This window comes from Sphaerotilus mobilis (assembly GCF_004216565.1).
Lineage (GTDB): Bacteria > Pseudomonadota > Gammaproteobacteria > Burkholderiales > Burkholderiaceae_C > Sphaerotilus > Sphaerotilus mobilis.
Genome location: NZ_SGWV01000007.1, coordinates 948,027 through 972,979 on the forward strand (window position 1 = coordinate 948,027; position 24,953 = coordinate 972,979).

General features: G+C 68.5%; 21 protein-coding genes. 2 read left to right on the forward strand and 19 right to left on the reverse strand.

Features of this window, described 5'->3' with window-relative positions; translation table 11 throughout:
* Positions 1–2: 2 nt before the first annotated feature.
* From EV685_RS04485 to EV685_RS04505, 5 genes are all read right to left on the reverse strand, one after another.
* On the reverse strand, positions 3–455 hold the full coding sequence (locus tag EV685_RS04485) for a DUF4149 domain-containing protein (RefSeq protein WP_130480736.1): 453 nt from the start codon (positions 453–455) through the stop codon (positions 3–5).
* A gap of 5 nt (positions 456–460) precedes the next feature.
* Complete coding sequence (greA, locus tag EV685_RS04490; RefSeq protein ID WP_130480737.1) at positions 461–937, reverse strand: transcription elongation factor GreA; 477 nt, start codon at positions 935–937, stop codon at positions 461–463.
* Between the two features lie 145 nt (positions 938–1,082).
* A complete protein-coding gene (gene carB / locus EV685_RS04495; RefSeq protein ID WP_130480738.1) occupies positions 1,083–4,370 on the reverse strand; it encodes a carbamoyl-phosphate synthase large subunit in 3,288 nt (1,095 codons plus the stop codon).
* On the reverse strand, positions 4,363–5,553 hold the full coding sequence (gene carA / locus EV685_RS04500; RefSeq protein WP_130480739.1) for a glutamine-hydrolyzing carbamoyl-phosphate synthase small subunit: 1,191 nt from the start codon (positions 5,551–5,553) through the stop codon (positions 4,363–4,365). The genes carB and carA overlap by 8 nt, the downstream gene beginning before the upstream one ends.
* A gap of 320 nt (positions 5,554–5,873) precedes the next feature.
* Complete coding sequence (locus EV685_RS04505; RefSeq protein ID WP_130480740.1) at positions 5,874–6,281, reverse strand: GlcG/HbpS family heme-binding protein; 408 nt, start codon at positions 6,279–6,281, stop codon at positions 5,874–5,876.
* Positions 6,282–6,450: 169 nt separating this feature from the next.
* Between EV685_RS04505 and EV685_RS04510 the strand changes: the two genes are divergently transcribed.
* Positions 6,451–7,146, forward strand: coding sequence for a Bax inhibitor-1/YccA family protein (locus EV685_RS04510; RefSeq protein WP_130480741.1), 696 nt, complete (start codon positions 6,451–6,453; stop codon positions 7,144–7,146).
* Positions 7,147–7,223: 77 nt separating this feature from the next.
* Here the strand turns inward: EV685_RS04510 and dnaB are convergent, their stop codons facing one another.
* From dnaB to ppsA, 8 genes are all read right to left on the reverse strand, one after another.
* On the reverse strand, positions 7,224–8,645 hold the full coding sequence (dnaB, locus tag EV685_RS04515; RefSeq protein WP_130480742.1) for a replicative DNA helicase: 1,422 nt from the start codon (positions 8,643–8,645) through the stop codon (positions 7,224–7,226).
* 176 nt (positions 8,646–8,821) lie between these two features.
* Positions 8,822–9,274, reverse strand: a complete 453-nt coding sequence (gene rplI / locus EV685_RS04520; RefSeq protein WP_130480743.1) for a 50S ribosomal protein L9 — start codon at positions 9,272–9,274, stop codon at positions 8,822–8,824.
* A gap of 11 nt (positions 9,275–9,285) precedes the next feature.
* Positions 9,286–9,570, reverse strand: coding sequence for a 30S ribosomal protein S18 (gene rpsR, locus EV685_RS04525; protein WP_130480744.1), 285 nt, complete (start codon positions 9,568–9,570; stop codon positions 9,286–9,288).
* Positions 9,571–9,580: 10 nt separating this feature from the next.
* Positions 9,581–9,889, reverse strand: coding sequence for a primosomal replication protein N (gene priB / locus EV685_RS04530; RefSeq protein ID WP_130480745.1), 309 nt, complete (start codon positions 9,887–9,889; stop codon positions 9,581–9,583).
* A 53-nt stretch (positions 9,890–9,942) separates the two neighbouring features.
* Positions 9,943–10,311 (reverse strand): 30S ribosomal protein S6, encoded by a 369-nt coding sequence (gene rpsF / locus EV685_RS04535; RefSeq protein ID WP_130480746.1) that lies wholly within the window; start codon positions 10,309–10,311, stop codon positions 9,943–9,945.
* Positions 10,312–10,427: 116 nt separating this feature from the next.
* Positions 10,428–12,590, reverse strand: a complete 2,163-nt coding sequence (locus tag EV685_RS04540; protein WP_130480747.1) for a VC_2705 family sodium/solute symporter — start codon at positions 12,588–12,590, stop codon at positions 10,428–10,430.
* Positions 12,591–12,594: 4 nt separating this feature from the next.
* Positions 12,595–12,927, reverse strand: a complete 333-nt coding sequence (locus EV685_RS04545; RefSeq protein WP_130480748.1) for a DUF4212 domain-containing protein — start codon at positions 12,925–12,927, stop codon at positions 12,595–12,597.
* Between the two features lie 128 nt (positions 12,928–13,055).
* Positions 13,056–15,467: a phosphoenolpyruvate synthase gene (ppsA, locus tag EV685_RS04550; RefSeq protein WP_130480749.1), complete on the reverse strand. Its 2,412-nt coding sequence runs from the start codon at positions 15,465–15,467 to the stop codon at positions 13,056–13,058.
* Between the two features lie 281 nt (positions 15,468–15,748).
* Here ppsA and ppsR point away from each other — a divergent pair, with 281 nt between their 5' ends.
* Complete coding sequence (ppsR, locus tag EV685_RS04555; RefSeq protein WP_130480750.1) at positions 15,749–16,570, forward strand: posphoenolpyruvate synthetase regulatory kinase/phosphorylase PpsR; 822 nt, start codon at positions 15,749–15,751, stop codon at positions 16,568–16,570.
* Positions 16,571–16,583: 13 nt separating this feature from the next.
* On the opposite strand, the gene EV685_RS04560 is transcribed toward ppsR, so the two are convergent.
* The 6 genes from EV685_RS04560 to fabZ all read right to left on the reverse strand — a co-directional run bounded on the left by EV685_RS04560 (position 16,584) and on the right by fabZ (position 24,906).
* The gene (locus EV685_RS04560; RefSeq protein WP_130480751.1) at positions 16,584–20,903 is read right to left on the reverse strand and encodes a DEAD/DEAH box helicase; all 4,320 of its coding nucleotides are present in this window, start codon (positions 20,901–20,903) and stop codon (positions 16,584–16,586) included.
* Positions 20,900–21,712: a TrmH family RNA methyltransferase gene (locus EV685_RS04565; RefSeq protein WP_130480752.1), complete on the reverse strand. Its 813-nt coding sequence runs from the start codon at positions 21,710–21,712 to the stop codon at positions 20,900–20,902. Before EV685_RS04565 ends, EV685_RS04560 begins: the two co-directional genes overlap by 4 nt.
* Positions 21,709–22,389, reverse strand: coding sequence for a ribonuclease HII (rnhB, locus tag EV685_RS04570; RefSeq protein WP_420820802.1), 681 nt, complete (start codon positions 22,387–22,389; stop codon positions 21,709–21,711). Before rnhB ends, EV685_RS04565 begins: the two co-directional genes overlap by 4 nt.
* Positions 22,361–23,569, reverse strand: a complete 1,209-nt coding sequence (gene lpxB, locus EV685_RS04575) for a lipid-A-disaccharide synthase (protein WP_130480754.1) — start codon at positions 23,567–23,569, stop codon at positions 22,361–22,363. The genes rnhB and lpxB overlap by 29 nt, the downstream gene beginning before the upstream one ends.
* Positions 23,570–23,645: 76 nt before the next feature.
* Positions 23,646–24,434 (reverse strand): acyl-ACP--UDP-N-acetylglucosamine O-acyltransferase, encoded by a 789-nt coding sequence (gene lpxA, locus EV685_RS04580; RefSeq protein WP_130480755.1) that lies wholly within the window; start codon positions 24,432–24,434, stop codon positions 23,646–23,648.
* A 34-nt stretch (positions 24,435–24,468) separates the two neighbouring features.
* Complete coding sequence (gene fabZ / locus EV685_RS04585; protein ID WP_130480987.1) at positions 24,469–24,906, reverse strand: 3-hydroxyacyl-ACP dehydratase FabZ; 438 nt, start codon at positions 24,904–24,906, stop codon at positions 24,469–24,471.
* Positions 24,907–24,953: the final 47 nt, after the last annotated feature.

The window sequence follows — 24,953 nt, forward strand, 5'->3', positions numbered from 1 at the left end:
GTTCAGCCGCCGCGCCGCGGCGAACCCGCTGTGCCGCGCCAGACCAGCACCAGCAGCAGCACGCCCTTGAGCAGGAACAACAGGCTCGAGGCGCCGTGCAGCGTGCCGAAGCTGTACATGCCCTGGCCGGCACGCGCCGCTTCCATCATGGGCTGCAGCGCGAAATAACCCAGCACCGTGCAGAACAGCGCGCCCAGCACCAGCAGCAGCTCGGTGGACACGCGCGAGCCCTGGCCGGCCTCGGCCTGCTGCTGCGCGACCTTGCGGTGCAACAGGAACAACAACATCGCCGCGCCCAGGGAAAGCTGGGCCTCGAGCCTGAAGCAGGCGCCGGCGAACTGGCCGGCCAGTGTGCGGTCCATGATCTGGAACGCCATCGGCGCGGCAACACCGCCGAGCGTCAGGACCAGGCCGAGCCAGAGGGCGGCCAGCAGCTTTGCGAGTCGGATCGGCATGGCGCTCAGATGTAGCGCACGTCGACGACCTCGTAGCGGCGCAGGCCGCCCGGTGCCTGGACCTCGGCGACGTCACCGGCTTCCTTGCCGATCAGCGCGCGAGCGATCGGCGAGCCGACCGAGATGCGACCCTGCTTCAGGTCGGCCTCGTCCTCGCCCACGATCTGGTAGGTGACGGCATCGCCGCTGTCCTCTTCCTCCAGCTCGACGGTCGACCCGAACACCACCTTGCCACCGGCGTTCAACGCGGCCGGATCGATGATCTGCGCCTGCGCGAGCTTGCTCTCGATCTCGAGGATGCGGCCTTCGATGAAGCCTTGCTTGTCCTTGGCCGCGTCGTATTCCGCGTTCTCGGACAGGTCGCCCTGGGCGCGGGCTTCGGCGATGGCATTGACGACGGCCGGACGCTCGATGGTCTTCAGGCGATGCAGTTCCTGCTTGAGCAGTTCGGCGCCGCGCTTGGTCAGGGGAATGGTGGCCATGGTGAGTCGGTCGGGTGCGATCGAGGTCGATCGTTGCGGTTTTTCGGAGGGCCAAAAAGCGCGCCGCCGCGACCTGTCCCCGAGGGGAACGCGCCGCGGCGGCGTGTGGAGCGGCAGTTTAGTCCAGCCGCCGCTCCGGTTGGCTTCAGGCCAGCTGGGCGTGCATCTCCTGCACCGAGATGACGCTCAGGCCGGACTGGTGCTTGAGTGCCTCGGTGGCGGCTTCGCAGCCGGCCATCGTGGTGTAGTAGGTCACGCGGTTGGCCAGCGCGGCGGTGCGGATGTAGCGCGAGTCGGCGATCGCCGTGCGGGTCTCGTCGACGGTCGTGAACACCAGCTGGATCTCGCCGGCCTTGATCATGTCCGCAATGTGGGGCCGGCCGTCCTTGACCTTGTTGACCACCTTGACGGGGATGCCGCCGGCGCTGATCGCAGCGGCCGTGCCCTTGGTCGCGACGATGGCGTAGCCGAGCGCATGCAGGTCACGCGCCACGCCGACGGCACGGGCGTGTTCGCTGGCCTTGACCGAGATCACCACGGTGCCCTTGGTCGGCAGGCGCGAACCGGCGCCGAGCTGGCTCTTGAGCATCGCCTCGCCAAAGGTGGTGCCCACGCCCATGACCTCGCCGGTCGAACGCATTTCCGGGCCGAGGATGGGGTCCACGCCTGGGAACTTGTTGAACGGGAAAACGGCTTCCTTGACGCTGAAGTAAGGCGGCACCACCTCGCGCGGGGTGCGGCCGTCCGGGCCCTTCTGGTCAGCCAGACGTTGACCGGCCATGCAGCGCGCGGCGATCTTGGCCAGCGGCTGGCCGGTCGCCTTGGAGACGTAGGGCACGGTGCGCGAGGCGCGCGGGTTGACCTCCAGCACATAGACGGTGCAGGCGTCGAGCCCGGCGGTCACGTCGCCCTGGATGGCGAACTGCACGTTCATCAGGCCGACCACCTGGAGGGCCTTGGCCATCAGCGCGGTCTGGCGACGCAGCTCGTCTTGCAGCGCGGCCGACAGCGTGTAGGGCGGCAGCGAACAGGCCGAGTCACCGGAATGCACGCCGGCCTGCTCAATGTGTTCCATGATCCCGCCGATCATGACGTCGGTGCCGTCGCTGATGCAGTCGACGTCGACTTCCACGGCGTCATCGAGGAAGCGGTCGAGCAGCACCGGCGACTTCTCGGACACGCGCACGGCCTCGCGCATGTAGCGCTCGAGGTCCTTGTCGCCGTGCACGATCTCCATCGCGCGGCCGCCGAGCACATAGCTCGGGCGCACCACCAGCGGGTAGCCGATCTCGTTGGCCAGCGCGATCGCGGCATCCTCGGTGCGGGCGGTTCGGTTGGGCGGCTGGCGCAGGCCGAGGGTGTGCAGCAGTTGCTGGAAGCGCTCACGATCCTCGGCAATGTCGATGGAATCGGGCGTCGTGCCGATGATGGGCACGCCGTTGGCTTCGAGGTCCAGCGCCAGCTTCAGCGGCGTCTGGCCGCCGTACTGCACGATCACGCCGACCGGCTGCTCCTTGGCGACGATCTCGAGCACGTCCTCCAGCGTCACCGGCTCGAAGTAGAGGCGGTCGCTGGTGTCGTAGTCGGTCGAGACCGTCTCGGGGTTGCAGTTGACCATGATGGTCTCGTAGCCGTCCTCGCGCATGGCGAGCGCGGCGTGCACGCAGCAGTAGTCGAACTCGATGCCCTGGCCGATGCGGTTCGGGCCACCGCCCAGCACCATGATCTTGCGGCGGCCAGTCGGCGCTGCCTCGCACTCGCCGTCGACGTTCTCGTAGCACGAGTACATGTAGGCGGTCTGCGTGGCGAACTCGGCCGCGCAGGTGTCGACACGCTTGTAGACCGGACGCACGCCCAGCGCATGGCGGGCCTGGCGCACGGCATGCTGGTTCGTGCCCATCAGCTTGGCGAGCCGGCGGTCCGAGAAGCCCTTCTTCTTCAGGTAGCGCAGCTCGTCGGCCGACAGGCTTTCGACGCTGCGGCCCTTGAGCTGGCCTTCGGTGGCGACGATCTGCTCGATCTGGGCCAGGAACCACGGGTCGATCGCGGTCTCCTCGAAGATCTCGTCAAGCGTCAGTCCGATGCGGAAGGCGTCGCCCACGTACAGGATGCGCTCGGGGCCGGCCTCGCCGATCTCCTCAATGATCTCGTCGCGGTCCGCCGGTTTGCATGATGTGCGTTCGGTCAGGCCGTCGATGCCGGTCTCCAGCCCGCGCAGCGCCTTTTGCAGGCTTTCCTGGAAGGTGCGGCCCATCGCCATGACCTCGCCGACCGACTTCATCTGCGTGGTCAGGTGCGAGTCGGCAGCCGGGAATTTCTCGAAGGCGAAGCGCGGAATCTTGGTGACGACGTAGTCGATCGACGGCTCGAACGACGCCGGCGTCGCGCCACCGGTGATGTCGTTGCGCAGTTCGTCGAGCGTGTAGCCGACCGCCAGCTTGGCGGCGATCTTGGCGATCGGGAAACCGGTCGCCTTGGAGGCCAGCGCCGACGAGCGCGAGACACGCGGGTTCATCTCGATGACGACCATGCGGCCGTCCTTCGGGTTGATCGAGAACTGCACGTTCGAGCCGCCAGTGTCCACGCCGATCTCGCGCAGGATCGCGATCGAGGCGTTGCGCAGCAGCTGGTACTCGCGGTCCGTGAGCGTCTGGGCCGGCGCGACGGTGATCGAGTCGCCGGTGTGGATGCCCATCGGATCAAGGTTCTCGATCGAGCAGACGATGATGCAGTTGTCCGCCTTGTCGCGGACCACTTCCATCTCGTACTCCTTCCAGCCGATCAGCGATTCCTCGATGAGCAGCTCGTTGGTCGGCGAGAGGTCGAGGCCGCGCTTGCAGATCTCCTCGAATTCTTCGGGGTTGTAGGCGATGCCGCCGCCGGTCCCGCCGAGCGTGAAGCTCGGGCGGATCACCATCGGGAAACCGCTGCCACCGATGTCGGCCTGGATCGCCTTCTGCACCGCCCAGGCGTCGTCCATCGAGTGAGCGATGCCAGACTTGGCCGAGCCCAGGCCGATCTTGGTCATCGCGTCCTTGAACTTCAGGCGATCCTCGGCCTTCTCGATCGCATGCTCGTTGGCACCGATCATCTCGACGCCGTACTTCGCAAGCACGCCATGCTTGTGCAGGTCGAGCGCGCAGTTCAGCGCCGTCTGGCCGCCCATGGTCGGCAGGATCGCGTCAGGGCGTTCCTTGGCGATGATCTTCTCGACCACCTGCCAGGTGATGGGCTCGATGTAGGTGACGTCGGCCGTGGCCGGATCGGTCATGATCGTCGCCGGGTTGCTGTTGACCAGCACGACCTTGTAGCCCTCTTCCCGCAGCGCCTTGCAGGCCTGGGCGCCGGAGTAGTCGAACTCGCAGGCCTGGCCGATGATGATCGGGCCGGCGCCGATGATGAGGATGGTCTTCAGGTCACTGCGCTTAGGCATGGTTCGGCTCCTTCTTGTCGTTCTTTGCCATCAGCGCGGTGAAGCGGTCGAACAGGTAGGCGATGTCGTGGGGACCCGGCGAGGCTTCCGGGTGTCCCTGGAAGCAGAATGCCGGCCGGTCGGTGCGGGCCAGGCCCTGCAGCGTGCCGTCGAACAGGCTGACGTGGGTCGGACGCAGGTTGGCCGGCAGGCTGGCCGCGTCGACCGCGAAGCCGTGGTTCTGGCTGGTGATCGAGACGCGGCCGTCGTCGAGGTCCTTGACCGGGTGGTTCGCGCCGTGGTGGCCGAACTTCATCTTGAAGGTCTTCGCGCCCGAGGCCAGCGCCATGATCTGGTGGCCCAGGCAGATGCCGAAGGTCGGGATGCCCGACTCGATCAGCGTGCGCGCCGCCTCGATCGCGTAGTCGCAGGGCTCCGGGTCACCCGGGCCGTTGGACAGGAAGATGCCGTCGGGCTGATGCGCCAGCACGGCAGCTGCCGGGGTCTTGGCCGGCACCACGGTGACGCGACAGCCACGCTCGGCGAGCATGCGCAGGATGTTGTTCTTGACGCCGAAGTCATAAGCCACGACGTGGAAGCGCGGCGCGGTCTGCTGGCCAAAGCCGGGCTTGCCGTCCTCGCCGAACAGGCGCCACTCGGTCTCGGTCCATTCGACCGGCTCGCTGCGGCTGACGACCTGCGCCAGATCGAGTCCAGCCATGCTGGGCGCCGAGCGGGCGGCGGCCACGGCGGCGTCGCGCTGGGCCTGGGTGATCACCGTGCCGGCCGGGAAGGCGACGATCGCGCCGTTCTGGGCGCCGTTGGTGCGCAGCAGCCGGGTGAGTCGACGGGTGTCGATGTCAGCGATCGCCACGGTGCCTTCGGCGACGAGGTACTCGCTCAGCGTGAGCGTCTGGCGGAAGTTGGACGAACGAACCGGCAGGTCCTTGATGATCAGGCCGGCGGCATGGACTTTCGAGGCCTCGACATCCTGCAGGTTGACGCCGTAGTTGCCGATGTGCGGATACGTCAGCGTGACGATCTGCCGGCAATAGCTCGGGTCGGTGAGGATTTCCTGATAGCCAGTGAGCGCGGTGTTGAACACCACCTCGCCCACCGTCTGACCGGCAGCGCCGATCGAGGTGCCTTGAAAGACCGTGCCGTCTGCGAGTGCGAGAAGAGCGGGGGGCAGGACGGGCAGCACGGGTTCTCCGATGGGTGGACGCTCGCCCGACGCGCGCCGGTGCGGCTCGACCCATCCGGCAAAGGACGTCTCGGGGCTGCACTGGGGGTGGGTTGCAACACGATCCGGGCCGGCCGCGCCACCCCTTCTTCAGGGCGTCGCGGCGACCCGGACAGGCCGGGCGGCGTTGTTGGCAGACAAACCGTGAAAGTATAACGTCTGCGGGTTTTCCCGCCGCCCGAAACCGGTGCGTCGAAGGGATGTTGGCGGTGCCGGCATGCCCTGGAACGTGCGTGCCGATCAGGACGACAGGTCGATCAAGCCATGCGGCCCGCTGCGGCTCAGGCGGTCAGGGCGGCGATGCCAGCCTTGGCGATCTGCGCATCCTCAGTGGACTTCACGCCACTGACGCCGATTGCGCCGATGCAGTCGCCGTCGATGATGATGGGCACGCCACCTTCGAGCAGCGCATCGACCTCGGGCGCGGTCACGAAGGAGACGCGGCCCTGGTTGATCATCTCCTCGTAGATGCGGCTTTCGCGGCGCCCCAGCGCTGCTGTGCGGGCCTTGGCCGGCGCGATGTGCGACGACAGCGGAGCGGCGCCGTCCAGGCGCTGCAGCCACAGCAGGTGGCCGCCGTCGTCGACGATGGCGAAGGTGACGGCCCAACTGTTCTTGACCGCCTCGGCTTCGGCGGCGGCGGCCATGCGGCGCAGGTCTTCGTGGGTCAGGGCGGAACGGGTCTTCATGCTCAGGGCGGTCGGGCGACCGTGTCGGTGGATCGGGAGGCGCATTCTCCCCGCAAGCCACGTGACGCACTGCGGGTCGGGAAGCTGTGGATTTCCTGAAGAAAGCCGGGAACTAGAATGAGTTTCGAGGTGTCACAGGCACCGTCTTCAACCACATTCCGGAGGATTCATGACCCCTGACCTGTCGACCTACACGGCCCACGCCGGCACGGGTGCGCTGGGCCTGCAGCAACAACGCGTCCTGCGCAACACCTACGCCCTGCTGGCCCTGTCGATGATCCCGACCGTGCTGGGCGCCTGGGTGGGCGTCACGACCGGCGTGATGGCGGCCATGGGCAACGGGCTATCCATGGTGCTGTTCCTGGTCGGTGCGTTCGGCTTCATGTTCGCAATCGAGAAGACCAAGGAATCGGGCACCGGCGTGGCCGTGCTGCTGGCCTTCACCTTCTTCATGGGCCTGATGCTCTCGCGCATGCTGGCGATGATCCTGGGCTTCAAGAACGGCAGCTCGCTGATCATGATGGCCTTCGGCGGCACGGCAGGCGTGTTCTTCGCCATGGCCACCCTGGCGACCGTCATCAAGCGTGACCTGTCGGGCATGGGCAAGTTCCTGTTCGTCGGCGCGGTGGTCGTGCTGATTGCGGGTGTGATCAACGTGTTCGTGCAGTCCTCGGCCCTGATGCTGACGCTGTCGGTGATCTGCGTGGGCCTGTTCTCGGCCTTCATGCTCTACGACATCAAGCGCGTGCTGGACGGCGGCGAGACCAACTACATCAGCGCCACGCTGGCGATCTACCTGGACATCTACAACGTGTTCCAGAGCCTGCTGGCGATCTTTGGGCTGGCCGGCGGCGAACGCGAGTAAGCACCCTGCCCCCCAGAAAAAGGCCCGGTCATGCCGGGCCTTTTTCATGTCTGGACGCCAACGGCGCCGCAGAAAAGTCAGTACTCGCTACCCCCGCCAAAGCTGCCGGGTGCAAGGTTCTCGAACTTGGTCAGCGGACGCAAGAAGGCCAGCTTGACCGTGCCGACAGGCCCGTTGCGCTGCTTGCCGATGATGATCTCGGCGACGCCCGGCTCCTTCGAGTCCTTGTTGTAGTACTCGTCGCGGTAGATGAACATGATCACGTCGGCGTCCTGCTCGATGGCACCGGACTCGCGCAGATCGCTCATCATCGGCCGCTTGTCGGTGCGGGTCTCAACCGAGCGGTTGAGCTGCGACAGCGCGATCACCGGGCACTGCAGTTCCTTGGCCAGCGCCTTCAGGCCGCGCGAGATCTCGCTGATCTCGGTGGCACGGTTCTCACCGCTGGAGGCCGACGAGCCGCTCATCAGCTGCAGGTAGTCCACGATGATCAGCCCGAGCTTGCCGCATTGGCGCGCCAGGCGCCGCGAGCGGGCCCGCAGCTCGGTCGGGTTGAGCGCCGGGGTCTCGTCGATGTGCAGGCTGATGTTGCGCAGCTGGTCGACCGCCTCGGACAGCCGCCCCCATTCCTCGTCACGCAGCGCGCCGGTGCGCAGGTGCTGCTGGTCGATGCGGCCTAGCGAGCCCACCATCCGCAGCGCCAGCTGCGAGGCACCCATTTCCATCGAGAACACCAGGACAGGCAATTGCTCCTTGACCGCCACATGCTCACCGATGTTGAGCGCGAAGGCGGTCTTGCCCATGGACGGACGGGCCGCCAGGATGATCAGGTCGCCCGGTTGCAGGCCAGCGGTCATGCGATCGAGGTCAGCGAAGCCCGACGGCACGCCGGTGACCTCGCCGGCGCCGTTCTCGGCCAGTTCCTGCACCCGGTCGATCAGCTGGACCACCAGCGACTCCATCGAGTGCATGCCCTGCTTGTTGCGCGAACCCTCCTCGCCGATGCGGAAGATCTTGCCCTCGGCCTCGTCGAGGATGCTGGAGACAGCCCGCCCCTGCGGGTTGAAGGCGTTCGTGGCGATCTCGTCGCTCGCGGCCACCAGCTTGCGCAGGATGGCCCGCTCGCGAACGATCTCGGCATAGCGGCGCATGTTCGCCGCGCTCGGCACGCTCTGTGCCAGCGCATTCAGGTAGGCCAGGCCACCAACCTCCTCGGCCTTGCCCAGGCTGGTCAGCTGCTCGAACACGGTGATGACGTCGGCCGGCTTGTTGGTCGAGATCAGCGCCATGATGGCCGCGTAGATGAGCTTGTGTTCGTAGCGGTAGAAGTCGCTGTCGGTGAGCAGGTCGCCGGCCCGGTCCGAAGCGCTGTTGTCGAGCATGAGCCCGCCCAGCACGCTCTGCTCGGCCTCGACGGAGTGCGGCGGCACGCGCAGGCGCGCCACTTCGTCATCGGTGCCGCGAGGCAGGGGTGTGGTTCCGGAGAGCAGGGCAGACATCGATCGATGATAGGTCGGGGGTCGGACGGCGCCTGTGGACAGGGCTGGGGACAAGCGCTTGAAAGACGGGGGAAAAGTGAGCGACACAATGAAAAGAGGCCGGCATGAGCCGGCCTCTTCGGGCGGTGCAGGCGTTCACGACCACAAGGGCCGCGCCGCCGTTTGCCAGGTCAGGATCAGTCGGTCTCGCCGACCACCGCGACCGTGATGTCAACGACGACATCGTGGTGCAGGGCCACGGACACCGGGAACTCGCCGACGTGCTTGAGCGGGCCATTGGGCAGACGGATCTGCGACTTGGCGACGTCAACGCCCTGGGCCTTGAGACCTTCGGCGATGTCGGCATTGGTCACCGAACCGAACAGGCGGCCATCCACGCCGGCCTTCTGGCTGATGGTGACGGTCTTGCCGCCGAGCTTGTCGCCTTGCGCCTGGGCGCCGGCCAGCTTCTGGGCCTGGACCTTTTCCAGTTCAGCGCGACGCGCTTCGAATTCGGCGATCGCCTTCTCGGTCGCACGACGGGCAGCGCCGGTCGGGATCAGGAAGTTGCGTGCGTAGCCGTCCTTGACCTTGACCACGTCGCCGAGGGCGCCGAGGTTGGCCACTTTTTCCAGCAGGATCACTTGCATGTTTCTACTCCTCAGACCTTGTGCTGGTCGCTGTACGGCAGCATGGCCAGGAAGCGGGCGCGCTTGATGGCGGTGGTCAGCTGGCGCTGGAAGTAGGCACGGGTGCCGGTCAGGCGAGCGGGCGTGATCTTGCCGTTCTCACCGACGAAATCGCGCAGCACGTCGAGATCCTTGTAGTCGATCTCTTGCACACCGGCGACGGTGAAACGGCAGAAACGCTTGCGCTTGAACAGCAGCGACTGCTGGTTGCGCTTGGTCTTGCGATCCTTGGAAAACTTGCCACGGGGCGGAGCCATAGTGACCTCTTCAATTCGAATTGGGTGACTGGGACGAAGGGACGAAGGCGCTGATGTGCAGCATCACCCCCTTGCCATTGCGCTGTTTGCCCAGGAATCCGCGGATGTCGATCTCGTCGCCGACCGGCACGCGGGCCAGGTCTAGGGCGAGATCGCCGATCGCCGTCGCATGCATCTCCAGGGAGACCTTGCGGGGCGCCCCGGCGTGCATCAATTCGCACGCATGGGTCAGGCGGATGTCGAGTGCCGGCAAGCCGGCAGGGGTGTAGCGCAGGGCGGCGCGCTCCACGATGCGGCCGGAGAGCTGGACGTCGTTCATCGGAACAAGGTCGCTGCATCCGGGCGCCGGGGCGCACGCGGGGGTTCAGACACTCAGGCCGCCGTCTCCTGCTGCTGCTGCGACTTGCGCGCTTCTTCCTTCTCGACACGCTTCATCATCGACGACGGAGCGGTCTCGGCCTTGTCCTTCTTCACCGTCAGGTGACGCAGGACGGCGTCGTTGAAGCGGAAGCCGGTCTCGATTTCAGCCAGGGTTTCCTTGCTGCACTCGATGTTGACGCACAGGTAGTGCGCCTTGGCCAGCTTGTTGATCATGTAGGCCAGCTGGAAGCGGCCCCAGTCTTCAACGCGGTGCACCTTGCCGCCATTGCTGGTGACGAGGGTCTTGTAGCGCTCCAGCATGGCCGGAACCTGTTCGCTCTGGTCCGGATGGACCAGCAGCACGATTTCATAGTGACGCATCAGTACTCCTTGGGGATTCCAGTTGAGGAAGCCGCCCCGTCGCGTCAGGACACAGGTGCGGCAAGGGAAAGCCAAAAATTATAGCAGGTACGCCGAATGCGCCCCGATGGGACGGGTCAGTCGCCCTCGAGCGCCGGGTTGCGGGCCCGTTCGACCAGCGCCAGCTGCTCGGGCCCGGGCGGGCGTGTCAGCAGGCTGGCGACGACCAGCACCAGCGCGCCGACGGGCACGCCGAAGACGCCGGCGGCGACCGCATCGACGTCGAACAGGCGGGCCTGGTCCAGCGGCAGCGTGACACCGAAGACGCCGCGCAGCAGCGGGTGCGCCAGCACCATGTAGGCGGCGCAGGTGGACAGGCCGGCGAGCATCCCGAGCGTCACGCCGATGCGGTTGGCGCGGCCCCAGAAGATGCCGAAGACCAAGGCCGGGAAGAAGGCGGCCGCCGCCAGCGAGAACGCCGCCGTGACGAACTGCAAGATGTCCGTCAAGCGCATCGAGGCCATGAAGGCCGCCACCAGCGCGATCACCAGCACCAGGAACTTCGACAGCATGACCCGGCGCATGGCAGGCGCCCTCGGGTTGACCAGGCCGAAGTAGAGGTCGTGCGACAGCGCGTTGGAGATCGTCAGCAGCAGCCCGTCGGCGGTCGACAGCGCGGCGGCGAGACCTCCGGCGGCGACCAGATAGGTGACCACCAGCGGCAGCCCGCCGATCTCAGGCGCGGCCAGCACGATGACGTCACCGGCGAGCTTCAGCTCGGCCAGCTGCAGGATGCCGTCACCGTTGATGTCCTCGACCGAGACGAGCGACGAATCCAGCTTGGACCAGCGCCGGATCCACGACGGCAGCTGGTCGAAGGGCGTGCCGATCAGGTTGGTGAAGACCTCGTACTTGACCATCACCGCCAAGGCCGGCGCGGCCAGATAGAGCAAGGCGATGAAGAACAGCGACCAGGCGACCGACTTGCGCGCCTCGGTCGACGAGGGCGTCGTGTAGTAGCGCGTCAGCACATGCGGCATCGCCGCAGTGCCCAGCATCAGGCACAGCACCAGGGCAAGAAAGTTGCGTTGGGCGGCATGGTCGACGGGAGGTGGCGAGCCCGCGCCCGTCTCGGACCCCGAAGCCGCCGATGCGCCCGGCTTGGGTGGATAGGCCTGCGCCTGGCGCGGCATGCCGCCCAGCGGCCGGGCCCGCTCCTCGGACAGCTCGGCCTCGCGCCGGTATCGGACCTCGGCGTCCTCCACGGTCCGGGGTCGATCCAGGTAGCGCCGCTCGGCCTGCTGAACCTTGGCCAGCGGTGCATCGGCGGCCTGCAGCGCCCGCACCTGTGCCGACATCGTCTCGGCATCGTCGACCATCGCCTGCGGCACGTCGGCCAGCTTGCGCCGCGCGTCCTCGGCGCGCACCGCGAACTGGTGGCGCACCAGGGCTTCGCGCGGGTCGTCGAGCAGCTTCTGCTCGCGCAGGGCGACCTGTTCAAGCTGGCGGCCATAGGAGAACAGCGGGAAAGGGCTGCCGGTCTGGTTGATCGACAGCCAGAAGACGGGGGTCAGGTAGGCCACGATCAGCACGATGTACTGCGCCACCTGGGTCCAGGTGACTGCGCGCATGCCGCCCAGAAAGGAGCAGACCAGCACGCCGCCCAGGCCGACGAAGATGCCGATCTCGAAGCTGAAGCCGGTCAGGTGCGAGGTGATCAGGCCGACGCCGTAGATCTGCACCACGACGTACACAAAGGACACCAGCACGACGGCCAGCACCCCGATCACGCGGGGCAGCACGCCGCCGTAGCGCGCGCCGAGGAACTCGGGCACGGTGAAGTAGCCCAGCCGGCGCAGGTAGGGCGCCAGCAGCAGAGCGACCAGGCAATAACCGCCGGTCCAGCCGAGGATGTAGGCCAGGCCGGCGAAACCCTGCAGGTAGAGCACACCGGCGGTGCCGATGAAGGAAGCGGCCGACATCCAGTCGGCTGCGGTGGCCATGCCGTTGTAGATCGCCGGCACGCGCCGCCCGGCGACGTAGTACTCGGCCTCATCGGTCGTGCGCGACATCAGCCCGATTGCCGCATAGACCGCGACGGTGCCGATCAGGAAGGTGCCACCGATCCAGGTGCGCGGCCAGCCCATGCGTTCGAGCGCGGCCATCAGGGCGATGAAACACAACAGGCCCAGCGTGTACCAGGCGTAGCGCCGGTTCAGCACCCGGGTGAAGACGCGGGTCTCCTCGGATGGCCGGGCCGGCCGCTGGGGCCGTGGGGGAAGACCGAGGCCGCCGGCCATCGGTTCAGGGCGTCGTCGACGTCGAGGGCGACGTCAGGCCCTGACCGATCGACTCGCTGTCCTGCCGGCGCGCTTCCAGCCGATCCATGACCCAGCCATGCAGCACGATGATGAGCAGATAGGCCACGATCGCGCCCTGGGCGGCCAGCCAGAACCCGGCCGGCGTACCGGCCACCGTCCAGCGGTTGAAGGTGCCGGCAAACCAGCTGACGGCACAGGTCACCAGCAGCCAGCCGGCCAGTCCCAGCCAGGTCCAGCGCACCACGCCACGCCAGTAACGGCGCTGGTTGGCGCGCGCGTCGTGTGGGGTGCCGGGTTCATGCTGCATGTGCAACATTTTGCGTTCGGCAGCGTGCGCTCACCATCGGGGTGTCACCCAGTTTCAGACCTGCGACAGGCCGGGAAACAACAAGGGCCGGGACCCTTGCGGCGTCCCGGCCCGTGAGCCTGAGGCCAAGCGGCCGATCAGCGTTTCGCGATGCGCTGCCAGGTCGCGATGACCGAGTCGGGATTCAAGGAGATAGACACGATGCCCTCCTGCGCCAGCCAGTCGGCGAAATCGGGGTGATCGCTGGGGCCCTGACCGCAGATGCCGATGTACTTGCCATGTGCCCGGCAGGCTGCAATCGCCCGCGAGATCAGCGCCTTGACGGCAGGATCACGCTCGTCGAAGTCGGCCGCCAGCAGCTCCATGCCGGAGTCGCGGTCCAGGCCCAGCGTCAGCTGCGTCAGGTCGTTCGAGCCGATCGACATGCCATCGAAGAACTCGAGGTACTGGTCGGCCAGGATCGCGTTGCTCGGGATCTCGCACATCATGATCACGCGCAGGCCGTCCTGACCGCGCTTGAGGCCCTGGTCTGCCAGCATGTTGACCACGCGTTCGGCCTGCTTGAGGGTGCGCACGAAGGGCACCATGATCTCGACGTTGTTGAGGCCCATGTCACGACGCACCCGGCGCAGCGCCTCGCACTCCATCGCGAAGGCTTCGCCGAAGGCCTCGCTGACGTAGCGCGCGGCACCGCGGAAGCCGAGCATCGGGTTCTCTTCTTCGGGCTCATACCGTGAGCCACCGATGAGCTTCTTGTACTCGTTGCTCTTGAAGTCCGACAGCCGCACGATCACCGGCTTGGGCCAGAAGGCGGCCGCGATGGTCGCGATGCCTTCGGTCAGCTTGTCGACGTAGAAGGCGCGCGGGCTGGCGTGGCCACGGGCCACCGATTCGACCGCCTTCTTCAGGTCGGGGTCGATGTTCGGGTAGTCGAGGATCGCCTTCGGGTGAACGCCGATGTTGTTGTTGATGATGAATTCGAGGCGCGCCAGGCCAACGCCCGAGTTGGGCATCTGAGCGAAGTCGAAGGCCAGCTGCGGGTTGCCGACGTTCATCATCATCTTGACCGGCGAGTACGGCATCTCGCCGCTGTGCACCTCGCTGACCTCCATCTCGAGCAGGCCGTCGTAGATGAAGCCGGTGTCGCCTTCCGAGCAGGCCACGGTGACGAGCTGACCGTCCTTGAGCAGCTCGGTCGCGTCGCCGCAGCCCACCACCGCCGGGATGCCCAGCTCGCGGGCGATGATGGCCGCGTGGCAGGTTCGCCCGCCGCGGTTGGTGACGATGGCGCTGGCGCGCTTCATCACCGGCTCCCAGTTCGGGTCGGTCATGTCGGTGACCAGCACGTCGCCGGGCTGGACGCGGTCCATCTCGGTGATCGAGTGAACCAGCCGGACCGGGCCGGTGCCGATCTTCTGGCCGATCGCGCGGCCCTCGGCCAGCACGGTCGAGCTGCCCTTGAGCTTGTAGCGGTGTTCGACCTGGCCGGCGGCCTGGCTCTTCACCGTCTCCGGGCGGGCCTGCAGGATGTAGAGCTTGCCGTCACGGCCGTCCTTGCCCCACTCGATGTCCATCGGGCGACCGTAGTGCTGCTCGATGATCAGCGCATAGCGGGCCAGCTCGATCACGTCCTCATCGACCAGCGAGTAGCGGTTGCGCAGCTCGGGCGGCGTGTCGGTGGTCTTGACCAGCTTGCGGCCTCCCGACGACGTCGTCTCGACCTGGTCGGCGGCGGTCGCGAACTCCATGCGGATCAGCTTGGAGCCCAGGTTGCGACGGATCACCGGGAACTTGCCGTTCTTCAGCGCCGGCTTGTGCACGTAGAACTCGTCCGGGTTGACGGCGCCCTGCACCACCGTCTCGCCCAGGCCGTAGCTGGAGGTGATGAAGACGACGTCCTGGAAGCCGCTTTCGGTGTCGATGGTGAACATCACGCCGGCTGCGCCCAGGTCCGAGCGAACCATGCGCTGGATGCCGGCCGACAGGGCGACGTCATGGTGGGCATAGCCCTTGTGGACGCGGTAGCTGATGGCCCGGTCGTTGTAGAGCGAGGCGAAAACTTCCTTGATCTTGTGCAGCACCTCGTCGATGCCGACGACGTTCAGGAAGGTCTCCTGCTGGCCGGCGAACGAGGCGTCGGGCATGTCCTCGGCGGTGGCCGACGACCGCACGGCAAACGACGCGCCGGGGTTGTCGGCGGTGAGCGCGATGAACTCGGCGCGGATGGCGGCCTCGAGGTCAGCCGGGAACGGTGCGTCCTCGACCCAGCGGCGGATCTCGGCGCCGGCCTCGGCCAGCGCACGCACGTCTTCGGTGTCGAGCGTGGCCAGGCGGGCGTTGATCTTGGCGGTCAGGCCGCCGGCTTCGAGGAAATCGCGGAAGGCCGCCGCAGTGGTGGCGAAGCCACCGGGCACACGCACGCCGGAGGCAGCGAGCTGGCTGATCATTTCGCCGAGCGAGGCGTTCTTGCCGCCTACGGTCTCGACGTCGGTCATTCTCAGCTGCTCGAACGGAACGACCAGGGCGGTCGCCAGATGGGTGGAAGACATGGGAAAGCTCCGTGAAGTAAGAAACCGGTAGCCCCTGCTGGCGCGCACGCGGCGACCCGGCCACAGCGCATGTCTGGCTGTTTTTCTTGGCGTGACGGGGTGGCGGGGTGCATGGTGGGCAGCGTGGGAGCGAGGCCTGCGACGCTGCGACAACGGCCTCGCTTGGGGGCGAATTGCGGACGATTCTAAGGGTCACGCCCCTATCATGTAACGCTGTTGTTCCTGCCTCGCGGGAGCGTTTTTCCGACCGATCGCACGCTCGCGGCCCGCCGCTCATCACCATGCCCAACCGCACCGTCTTCTTCGTCTCCGACGGCACCGGCATCACGGCCGAGACCTTCGGCAACTCGATCCTGGCGCAGTTCTCGAGTCGCCACCGGCATGTGCGCCGTCCCTTCATCGACACGGCCGAGAAGTCCGATCAGGTGATCGCCGAGATCAACGGCACGGCCGTGGTCGAGGGCAAGCGGCCGATCGTCTTCATCACGCTGGTCAACGACACCGTGCGCGACCGCATCGCCAGCCGCTGCAACGCGCTGGTGATGGACATGTTCCGAACCTTCGTCGAGCCCATCGAGGCCGAGCTGGGCATCAAGAGCAACCACCGCGTGGGCCGCTTCTCGGACGTCGCCAAGAGCCAGGAGTACCACGACCGGATCGAGGCGATCAACTTCTCGCTCGCCCACGACGACGGCCAGTCCTCGCGCAACCTTGCCGAGGCCGACGTGATCCTGGTCGGCGTCAGCCGCTGCGGCAAGACGCCGACCTCGCTGTATCTGGCGATGCAGCACGGCATCAAGGCGGCGAACTACCCGCTGATCCCGGACGACTTCGAGCGCGATGCGCTGCCGTCGAGCCTGCTGCCCTACAAGCGCAAGTGCTTCGGCCTGACCATCGACGCCGACCGCCTGAGCCAGATCCGCAACGAGCGCCGCCCCGGCAGCAAATACGCCGCGCTGGCCAACTGCCGCTACGAGATCAACGAGGCCGAGCGGCTGATGAAGCGCGAGGGCATCCACTGGCTGTCGTCGACGCACAAGTCGATCGAGGAGATCGCCACGACCATCCTCAGCGACATCCGCCCCGATCGCCTGATCTACTGAACGCGCCCCGCCTTCAGTCCTCGCCCTGCGGCTCCGCCCGCATCAACGCGATCAACTCGTCGACCTTAAACGGCGCGCCGTGCGCCGCTTCGGTCTGCGCCGCGAGTTCGGCCTCGTCGGGCGCGGCGAGCACGCTGTCGGCCAGTTCGCGCTTGCGTTCGTGCAGCGAGACGATGGTCTCTTCCAGCGTGCCGGCGTTGACCAGCCGGTAGACCGTCACCGGCCGCTGCTGGCCGATGCGGTGGGCGCGGCCGCTGGCCTGGTCTTCGGCGGCCGGGTTCCACCACGGGTCGGCGATGACGACGTAGTCGGCCACGGTCAGGTTCAGGCCGAAGCCGCCGGCCTTCAGGCTGATCAGGAACAGGCTGCCCTCACCGGCCTGGAAGGCGGCGACGCGGCGGCTGCGCTCGGGCCCCGGCGTGCTGCCGTCGAGGTACTGGTAGGTGATGCCGGCCTCGTCCAGCGGCTCGCGCAGCAGGGCCAGGAAATCGACGAACTGGCTGAACACCAGCGCCTTGTGGCCGTTGGCCACCAGCTCACGCGCCAGCTCGCCAAAGGCCATCACCTTGGCGCCGGGCTGGCGCAGGTCGGGCGTGACCAGGCGCGGGTCGCAGGCGGCGCGGCGCAGTCGGGTCAGCTGGGCCAGGATGTTGAGGTGGGCCTGTCCGGTGGTGGCGCCACGCAGCGCCTCCTGGGCTTCCTGCAGGGCTTGCCGGCGCAAGGCCTCGTAGTGCGCCAGCTCGGACTCGTTGCCTTGCACGCGCAGCACGCGCTCGGTGCGCGGCGGCAGGTCGTCGAGCACCTCGGCCTTGGTCCGGCGCAGCACGAAGGGCTGGATCAGCCGGCGCAGCGTGCGCTGCGCGCCACGGTGGCGGTCGCGCTCGATGGGCACGGCGAAGCGGGCGTTGAACTGCGCCGGTGTGCCCAGCAGGCCGGGGTTGCAGACCCTCATCAGGGACCACAGCTCGGCCAGCCGGTTCTCGATCGGCGTGCCCGACAAGGCCAGCCGGAAGTCCGCGCTCAGCTCGAAAGCGGCCTGGGTGCGCTTGGCGGCCGCGTTCTTGATCGCCTGCGCCTCATCGAGCACAAGGGTGTGCCAGCGCCGCGCCGCGAAGGCCTCGGCGTGCAGGAACTGCAGCTGGTAGCTGATCAGCACGACGTCGCCCGCGCCCGCCTCGGCCAGCACGGCCTCGCGGTCGTCCTCGGCAAAGATGCGCACGTTCAGCGACGGCGCAAAGCGGCGCAGCTCGGCCGCCCAGTTGCCGGTCAGCGAGGTCGGCGCCAGCACCAGCGCCGCGCCGCCGGCCGCCCGCGCCAGCAGCACCGCGATCGCCTGCAGCGTCTTGCCCAGGCCCATGTCGTCGGCCAGCACCGCGCCCAGGCCGGCCTCGGCCAGGCGCATGGCCCATTGGTAGCCTTCGAGCTGGTAGGGCCGCAGCTCGGCCTGCAAGGTCGCCGGCAAGGCGGGCGACCAGTGACGAGCCCGCAGCAGCGTCTCCAGCCGGTCCTGGAAGCCGGCGTCGGTCGTGAGCGCGGCCTCGTCCAGCGCGGCGGCCAGCCAGCCCGCCGCCACCGAGGGCAGGCGCAGGCCGCCCGTGGTGCTGCGCGGCAGGGGTTCGGCGACGGCGCCCAGGTCGTCGATGCGGCTGCGCAGCGCCTCGGTCAACGCGAGGTAGCGGCCATCGCCCAGCGGCATGAAGCGGCTGCGCGTGGTCGCCGCCCAGTCCAGCAGGCGGCTCAGGCTGGCGACCAGCTGCTCGTCGACCTCGATGCCGCCCTGCAGCGCCAGCCATTCCTGGCCTGACTGCACCTGCACGCTGAACTGGCCCAGGCCGATGCGGTCAACCTGCAGCGCCTTGCCTTGCGGCCAGTCCATCGCCTGCACCGCGTTGAGCGTGTGCAGGCGTTCGACCAGGGCCAGCGCGGCCTCGGCATCGTCGACGCTCCACAGCGCCGGCACGACCTGGCCTTCGCTGCGCGCCACAGGCAGGGGCGCCAGCATCGGGCAGGCGTCGATGACGGTTTCAAGGTGGCTGCGTTCGGCCGCGAGATCGCGCTGCGCGCCCAGCGTCTCGCCGCCAATGGCGGCGATCAAGCGCTGGCGGCCGCTGCCCGGCGTCAGGCGAGGGCCTTCCGGGCCGAGCGGCGCGACGACCAAACGCAGCCGCACGCCCGCACCTTCCGGGCTGAGTTCGGCGCGCAGCCGGCTGTCGGTCGGCAGTTCGCGGCTGGCGGCGACCTCGTCGGCATGGATCTGGAAGTGCGCGCCCAGGCCCTTGAGCACGCCCTGCAGTTGCGCCGCCGCGTGGCGAGGGACCGTCAGGCCCAGGCCGATCAGCTGGGCCGCACGCTGCTGCGCCGGCGTGTAGCGCACCAGCCGGGCACGTTGCGGCTCGTCGCGCACGACGGTCAGCGTCAGCAGCGCCTGGGCCTCCTTCTGCGTGGCCGCGCCGGACCAACGCACCATGCCCGCGAGCGGGTCATGCGCCACGCTGCGCAGCGGTGGCTGCAGGCGCACCAGCAGGTCCTCGCCGTGTTCGATCACCTCCAGCTCGGGACTGGCCTCGACCAGCTGCACGGCGCGTTCGGGCGCGTCGTCGAAGTCGACGTGCGGGTGTCCGGCCAGCGCCAGCAGCGCCACCGCGCGATCGATCTGGACGTCGCGGGCGGCCACGCCCTTGCGGATCGCGCGCACCACCGCCGCGTCATGCGGCAAGAGGTTCTGCGCCTGCACCAGCCGCACCAGCGGCACCTCGCGCGACTTGCCCCAGCCGCGCGGGCCGAGCTTCTGTTCGAAGGGCTGCACCGAGAGCAGCGCGCCGTCGTCGTCGACGCCCAGGCGCCACCACAAGCGGGTCTCGCTGGGCGCGGCCGCCGTGCCGCCCTCAGGCTCAGCCGATGAGCCTGCCAGCGCGGCGAGCGCAGCCAGGGCCACCTGCCAGCCGTCCTGCGGCGCGGGCACGAAGAAGTGGGCCGGCACGTCGGCATGGCGCAGCACCGCCAGCGCGCCGTCAAGCTGTGCGGCCGGCTCGGTCAGGCCAGCCGACAACAGGCGCTCGCGCAGCGCTTCGGCGCTGGTCCATTCGGCGGGCGTCGGCTGCAGCGCAAGCTGTTCGGCATCGCCGCGCTCATGCAGCCAGGCCCGCATCAACCAGGCCCACCAGTCGTTGTTCAACACCACGCCCGGTCGGCCGTGGATGCGCAGCGGACGCAGGTCACGCGGCAGGTCGCCCAGCCGCATCTGCAGCGCCAGCGCCATCAGGCCCCAGGGGGTCTGCGGATCGGGGCTGCGCCCTGCCCCTTCGGCCTGACAGAACTTCAGCGCCGCCTGCAAACGCGCCGCCCCGCCCTGTGCGGTGTGCTGCGCCATCTGGGCCTGCACCAGGAAGGTCGCCAGCAGCGGGTTGAGCAAGCCCTTGCGCTGCTGGGTCAGCTTGCGCAAGGCGGTGTGGTGGGTGTTGAAGAGCGACTCGGCCAGCGCGAACTCGCCCCGTGCGCTCAGGGCCACGGCCTGCAACAGCGCGGCGCGGTGCGACAGGCCGGGCGCCTGCGCCACCAGTGGCGCGAGCAGGCGCTGGCCCTCGTCGGCCCGACCGGCCAGCGTCAGGTGTTCGGCGCAGAGCGTGCGCAAGGACCGCACGGTCGGCTCGATGGCCTCGGGCCAGATCGTTGTCTCATGGGCCTGCAGCCAATCCAGCGCGGCCTGTGGCAGGACGAGGCGCGGTGGCGCGATCCAGCGGTTCAGCGCCTCGGCCTGGACCAGCGCCAGCACCTGGACCTGCACATGCGGATGCAAGCGCGTCAGCATCTCGGCATCGGCCACGTCGAGCACGGCGCGTTCGAACACGCTGTCCCATTCGACCGTCCAGCCGCAGGCGTTGCGCAGGTGCGTGAGTCGGGCCGGCTCGGCACCGCCGTAGACCAGCAGGCGCGTCACCGACACCGCCATGTCCATGTGGCGGAAGGCGCCCACCGCGACGTGGCCATGGACCCGGTCAATGCCTTCTTGCAGGCACAGCAGCTGCATCAGCGCTTCGGCATCGTGGGCCGCGCGCAGGTCGGCATCGGCCTCGGCCCAGCGGTCCGGCGCGACGCACCAGTAGCCCGGCCGGTGGTCGGACGGCTGGAGCCAGCCGGCATCGGTCAGGTGGTCGAAGGCGAGCTTGAGCTGCTCCTGGGTCAGCCGTTCGATGCCTTCGTCGCGCGCGCCCAGCGCGGCGGCCAGCCGTCCGACCACGCCGGTGACCCAGCTGCGCGGGCGCATCGTCGCGCCGAGCGTCAGCGCGTGCAGCACGGCCCGGTCGACGGCGCGGAGCTGGCGCGCCTGGCTCACGGCATGAGCCTCTGGCGAGCCGACTCGTACAGGCAGATCGCGCCCGCCGCCGCCACGTTGAGCGACTCCTCGCCGCCCGGCTGCGGGATGGTCAGCGTCAGCGCGCAACGTGCCAGCAGGCCTGCATCGACGCCCTGCCCTTCATGGCCCAGCACCCAGGCGCAGGGCCAGGGCAGGTGGGTCGTGTGCAGCGCTTGCGCGCCGTGGGAACTGGTTGCCAGCAGTGGCAGACCCAGCGCATCCAGCGCGTCGGCCTCGACGCCTTCGACCAGGTGCAGCGCGAAGTGCGCGCCCATCGCCGAGCGCAAGACCTTGGGTGACCACAGCGCCGCGCAGCCCTTCAGCGCGATGACCTGCGGCACGCCCAGCGCGGCGGCGCTGCGCAGCAGGGTGCCCACGTTGCCCGGGTCCTGCAGGCGGTCCAGCACCAGCGCGCTGACGCCGGCACGCGGCGGTGCGGCCTGCTCGGGCAGGTCCATCAACAGGCCGAAGGGACCGGCGGTCTCCAGCGAACTGACCTCGCCGAGCAGCGCGTCGTCAAGCACCACCACCTCCGGCGCGGCCAGCGCCAGTGCGCGCCAGCGCGGCTGCAGCCAGGCACTCGCGCCGACCACCGCCAGCGAGGGCCGGCCGCCGCGCGCGGCCAGCGCCTTGGCGAGGTGATCGCCTTCGAGCCAGACGCGGCCGAGCTTGCGGTAGGCGCCCGGATCGGTCGCCAGGCGGCGCAGATCCTTGAGCAAGGCGTGGCCGCGCGAGCTGATCTCGCGGACCTTGGGCGGCGTGGCGCCCGGGTGTTCGACATCGGTCATCGGGGGATCTCGTTCGCGCCGGATCGCAGCGCCAGCGCCACCTCGGCCGCTCGCACCGGCGCATAGCTGCGGCGGTGTTCCGGGCAGGGGCCGTGGGCCAACAAGGCGGCCTGGTGCGCCGCCGTCGGGTAGCCCTTGTGGACCGCGAAGCCGTAGGCCGGGAAACGTTCGTCCAGGCCCAGGCAGAGCCGATCGCGGTGAACCTTGGCGAGGATGGACGCCGCGCTGATCGCCGCCACCGTGGCGTCACCCTGCACGATGGCCTCAGCGGGGATGCGCAGCACCGGCACGCGGTTGCCGTCGACCAGCACCTTGGCCGGCCGCAGGCGCAGGCCTTCGACGGCGCGGCGCATCGCCAGCATCGTGGCGTGCAGGATGTTGAGGCGGTCGATCTCCTCGACGCTGGCCTCGGCGATGCAACAGGCCAGTGCCTTGGCGCGGATCTCGTCGTAGAGCCGCTCGCGCCGTCGCGCGGTCAGCTTCTTGGAATCGGCCAGACCGGCGATGGGCTGCAGCTCGTCGAGGATCACGGCCGCCGCGACCACCGGCCCGGCCAGCGGCCCGCGCCCGGCCTCATCGACGCCTGCCACCAGGCCCGGGCGGTCGAAGACCAGCGGGATCTGGGCCGGCGTGGGGGACGGCATCGGGTCAGCGGCCAAGGACTTGCGCGATCGCATCGGCGGCCCGCTGCGCGGTGTTCTGGCGCAGCGTCTGATGGAGTGCGGCAAAGCGCGCCGACAGGCGTTCACACGCGGCGCTGTCGTCCAGCCAGCGCAGGGCGGCGGCGGCGATGGCCTCGGGCGTGGCGGCGTCTTGCAGCAGCTCGGGCACGGCAAAGGTCTCGGCGCCCTCGCCCAGCCTGACTTTCCGCAGCGGCGGCGGCGCGCTGGCGGCATCGAGCCGCAGCAGGATGTTGGGCAGGCCGACGCAGGGCTGGTAGGACATGCGCTTCATCAGCTGCCAGCTCAGGCCGCTGAGGCGGTAGACGATCACCATCGGCCGCTTGAACAGCGCGGCCTCCAGCGTGGCGGTGCCGCTGGCGATCAGGGTCAGGTCGCAGGCCGCCAGTGCCGTGTGCGACTGGCCGTCGAGCTGTTGCAGCGGCAGGTCCGGCGCGTGTTCGGCGATCAGCGGCTCGATCAGCGCGCGCAAGCCCGGCGCCACCGGCAGCACAAAACGCAGCTCCGGGCGACGTCGCGCCAGCAAGGCGGCGGCCTGCAACAGCGGCGCGCCGATGTGGCGGATCTCGCCGCGCCGGCTGCCCGGCAACAGCGCCACCAGCGGCACGTCGTCGGCCACGCCCAGCGCGGCGCGGGCCTGGGCGCGCGGCACGTCCAGCGGGATGTGGTCGGCCAGCGGATGGCCAACGTAGTTGGCCGCGATGCCGGCCTGGGCATAGATCGCCGGCTCGAAGGGAAAGAGGCAGAGCACCCGGTCGGCCGAACGGCGGATCTTGTCGATCCGACCGCCGCGCCAGGCCCAGATCGACGGGCTGACGAAGTGCACCGTGGGGATGCCAGCGGTCTTCAGGCGCTCTTCCAGACCGAGGTTGAAGTCGGGCGCGTCGACGCCGATGAAGGCCTCCGGGCGCTCGGCCAGCAGGCGGTCGCCCAACTGGCGGCGGATGCCGGCGATCTCGCGGTAGTGGCGCAGCGCGTCGACGTAGCCGAACACGGCCAGCTTGTCCTGCGGCCACCAGCTCTCGAAGCCGCCCGCGATCATGCGCGGCCCGCCGATGCCCTGGGCCTGAAGCTGCGGCCAGCGCGCGCGCAGCCCCCCCAGCAGCAAGCCAGCCAGCAGGTCGCCAGAGGTCTCTCCGGCCACAAGAGCCAGGCGGGGATCGGCGGCAGTCGTCATCAGGCGATGTCCAGGGACAGGAAGAGCAAGGGACCGCCGACCGGTCCTTCCGCGAGGGGCGCGTCGGGAAAGGTGCTCAGCGGACGATGCCGCGTTGCGCCTGGTCGAGGAAGGTCAACATCATGTCGAGGTCGGCATCGCCGCCGTCGACCGTGCCGCGCAGCGCCAGCAGTTCAACACGGGCGGCGTCCAGCGTCAGGCCCTTGCGGTAGAGGATGCGGTGCATCTGCTTGAGCTGGGCCAGCCGCTCGGGGCTGTAGCCACGGCGGCGCGGGCCTTCGAGGTGGGCACTCTGGGCCTCGGCCGGGTTGCCGGCCGCGACCATGAAGGGCGGCAGGTCCTGCGACAAGCGGGTCTGGAAGCCGACCATGGCGAAGTCGCCGATGCGCACAAACTGGTGCACGCCGGTGATGCCGCCGATCAGGGTGGCATTGCCGACCTCGACGTGGCCGGCGAACTGGACCGCGTTGGCGATGACGTTGTCGTCGCCGATGCGGCAGTCGTGTGCCACGTGCACATAGGCCATCACCCAGTTGCGGTGGCCGACCTGGGTCAGCCCGCCCGCACCGACGACGCCGAGGTTGAAGGTGCAGAACTCGCGGATGGTGTTGCCATCACCGATGCGCAGCTCGGTCGGCTCACCGGCGTATTTCTTGTCCTGCGGCACGGCGCCGAGCGAGCAGAACTGGAAGATGCGGTTGTCGCGGCCGATGGTCGTGTGGCCCTCGATCACGCAGTGCGGACCGATGGTGCTGCCGGCGCCGACGACCACGTGCGGGCCGATGATCGAGTAGGGGCCAACGCTGACCGACTCGTGCAACTGCGCGGCCGCGTCGACGATCGCGGTGGGATGGATCTGGGCCATGACGGAGAAGGTGTGCCGGTTGTTCAGCGCGCGATCACGAGATGCGGCGCATCGTGCACATCAGTTCCGCTTCGGTGCAGGTCTCGCCGTCGACCGAGGCGCGGGTCTTGTACTTGTAGATGCCGGCCTTGTGGCGCTCGATGGTCGACTCCAGGATGAGCTGGTCACCCGGTTCGACCGGCCGCTTGAAGCGCACGCCGTCGATGCCCACGAAGTAGACGACCGAGTCGTCGCCCGGATCCTCGTCCATCGAGGCAAAGGACAGCAGCGCCGAGGCCTGTGCCAGCGCTTCGAGGATCAGCACGCCGGGCATCACCGGGCGGTGCGGAAAGTGGCCGGTGAAGAAGGGCTCGTTGATCGTGACGTTCTTGATCGCCTTGATCCAGGTGTTCTTCTTCATGTCGACGACACGGTCGACCAGCAGGAAGGGGTAGCGATGCGGCAGCTTCTTGACGATCTGGTGGATGTTCATCGTCGTCGGGAAGCCGTCGCCACCGGACGGGCCATCGGTCGATGCGG

Excerpts from the sequence above, each read along its gene's own strand:
- priB (WP_130480745.1), bottom strand. The coding sequence starts at position 9,889 with ATGAACGACGTCCAGCTCTCCGGCCGCATCGTGGAGCGCGCCGCCCTG.
- EV685_RS04510 (WP_130480741.1), top strand. The coding sequence starts at position 6,451 with ATGACCCCTGACCTGTCGACCTACACGGCCCACGCCGGCACGGGTGCG.
- EV685_RS04505 (WP_130480740.1), bottom strand. The coding sequence starts at position 6,281 with ATGAAGACCCGTTCCGCCCTGACCCACGAAGACCTGCGCCGCATGGCC.
- rnhB (WP_420820802.1), bottom strand. The coding sequence starts at position 22,389 with ATGCGATCGCGCAAGTCCTTGGCCGCTGACCCGATGCCGTCCCCCACG.
- ppsR (WP_130480750.1), top strand. The coding sequence starts at position 15,749 with ATGCCCAACCGCACCGTCTTCTTCGTCTCCGACGGCACCGGCATCACG.
- EV685_RS04485 (WP_130480736.1), bottom strand. The coding sequence starts at position 455 with ATGCCGATCCGACTCGCAAAGCTGCTGGCCGCCCTCTGGCTCGGCCTG.
- rpsR (WP_130480744.1), bottom strand. The coding sequence starts at position 9,570 with ATGGCTCCGCCCCGTGGCAAGTTTTCCAAGGATCGCAAGACCAAGCGC.
- EV685_RS04545 (WP_130480748.1), bottom strand. The coding sequence starts at position 12,927 with ATGTTGCACATGCAGCATGAACCCGGCACCCCACACGACGCGCGCGCC.
- rpsF (WP_130480746.1), bottom strand. The coding sequence starts at position 10,311 with ATGCGTCACTATGAAATCGTGCTGCTGGTCCATCCGGACCAGAGCGAA.
- ppsA (WP_130480749.1), bottom strand. The coding sequence starts at position 15,467 with ATGTCTTCCACCCATCTGGCGACCGCCCTGGTCGTTCCGTTCGAGCAG.
- lpxA (WP_130480755.1), bottom strand. The coding sequence starts at position 24,434 with ATGGCCCAGATCCATCCCACCGCGATCGTCGACGCGGCCGCGCAGTTG.
- EV685_RS04565 (WP_130480752.1), bottom strand. The coding sequence starts at position 21,712 with ATGACCGATGTCGAACACCCGGGCGCCACGCCGCCCAAGGTCCGCGAG.
- rplI (WP_130480743.1), bottom strand. The coding sequence starts at position 9,274 with ATGCAAGTGATCCTGCTGGAAAAAGTGGCCAACCTCGGCGCCCTCGGC.
- dnaB (WP_130480742.1), bottom strand. The coding sequence starts at position 8,645 with ATGTCTGCCCTGCTCTCCGGAACCACACCCCTGCCTCGCGGCACCGAT.
- carB (WP_130480738.1), bottom strand. The coding sequence starts at position 4,370 with ATGCCTAAGCGCAGTGACCTGAAGACCATCCTCATCATCGGCGCCGGC.
- EV685_RS04540 (WP_130480747.1), bottom strand. The coding sequence starts at position 12,590 with ATGGCCGGCGGCCTCGGTCTTCCCCCACGGCCCCAGCGGCCGGCCCGG.
- fabZ (WP_130480987.1), bottom strand. The coding sequence starts at position 24,906 with ATGAACATCCACCAGATCGTCAAGAAGCTGCCGCATCGCTACCCCTTC.
- lpxB (WP_130480754.1), bottom strand. The coding sequence starts at position 23,569 with ATGACGACTGCCGCCGATCCCCGCCTGGCTCTTGTGGCCGGAGAGACC.
- greA (WP_130480737.1), bottom strand. The coding sequence starts at position 937 with ATGGCCACCATTCCCCTGACCAAGCGCGGCGCCGAACTGCTCAAGCAG.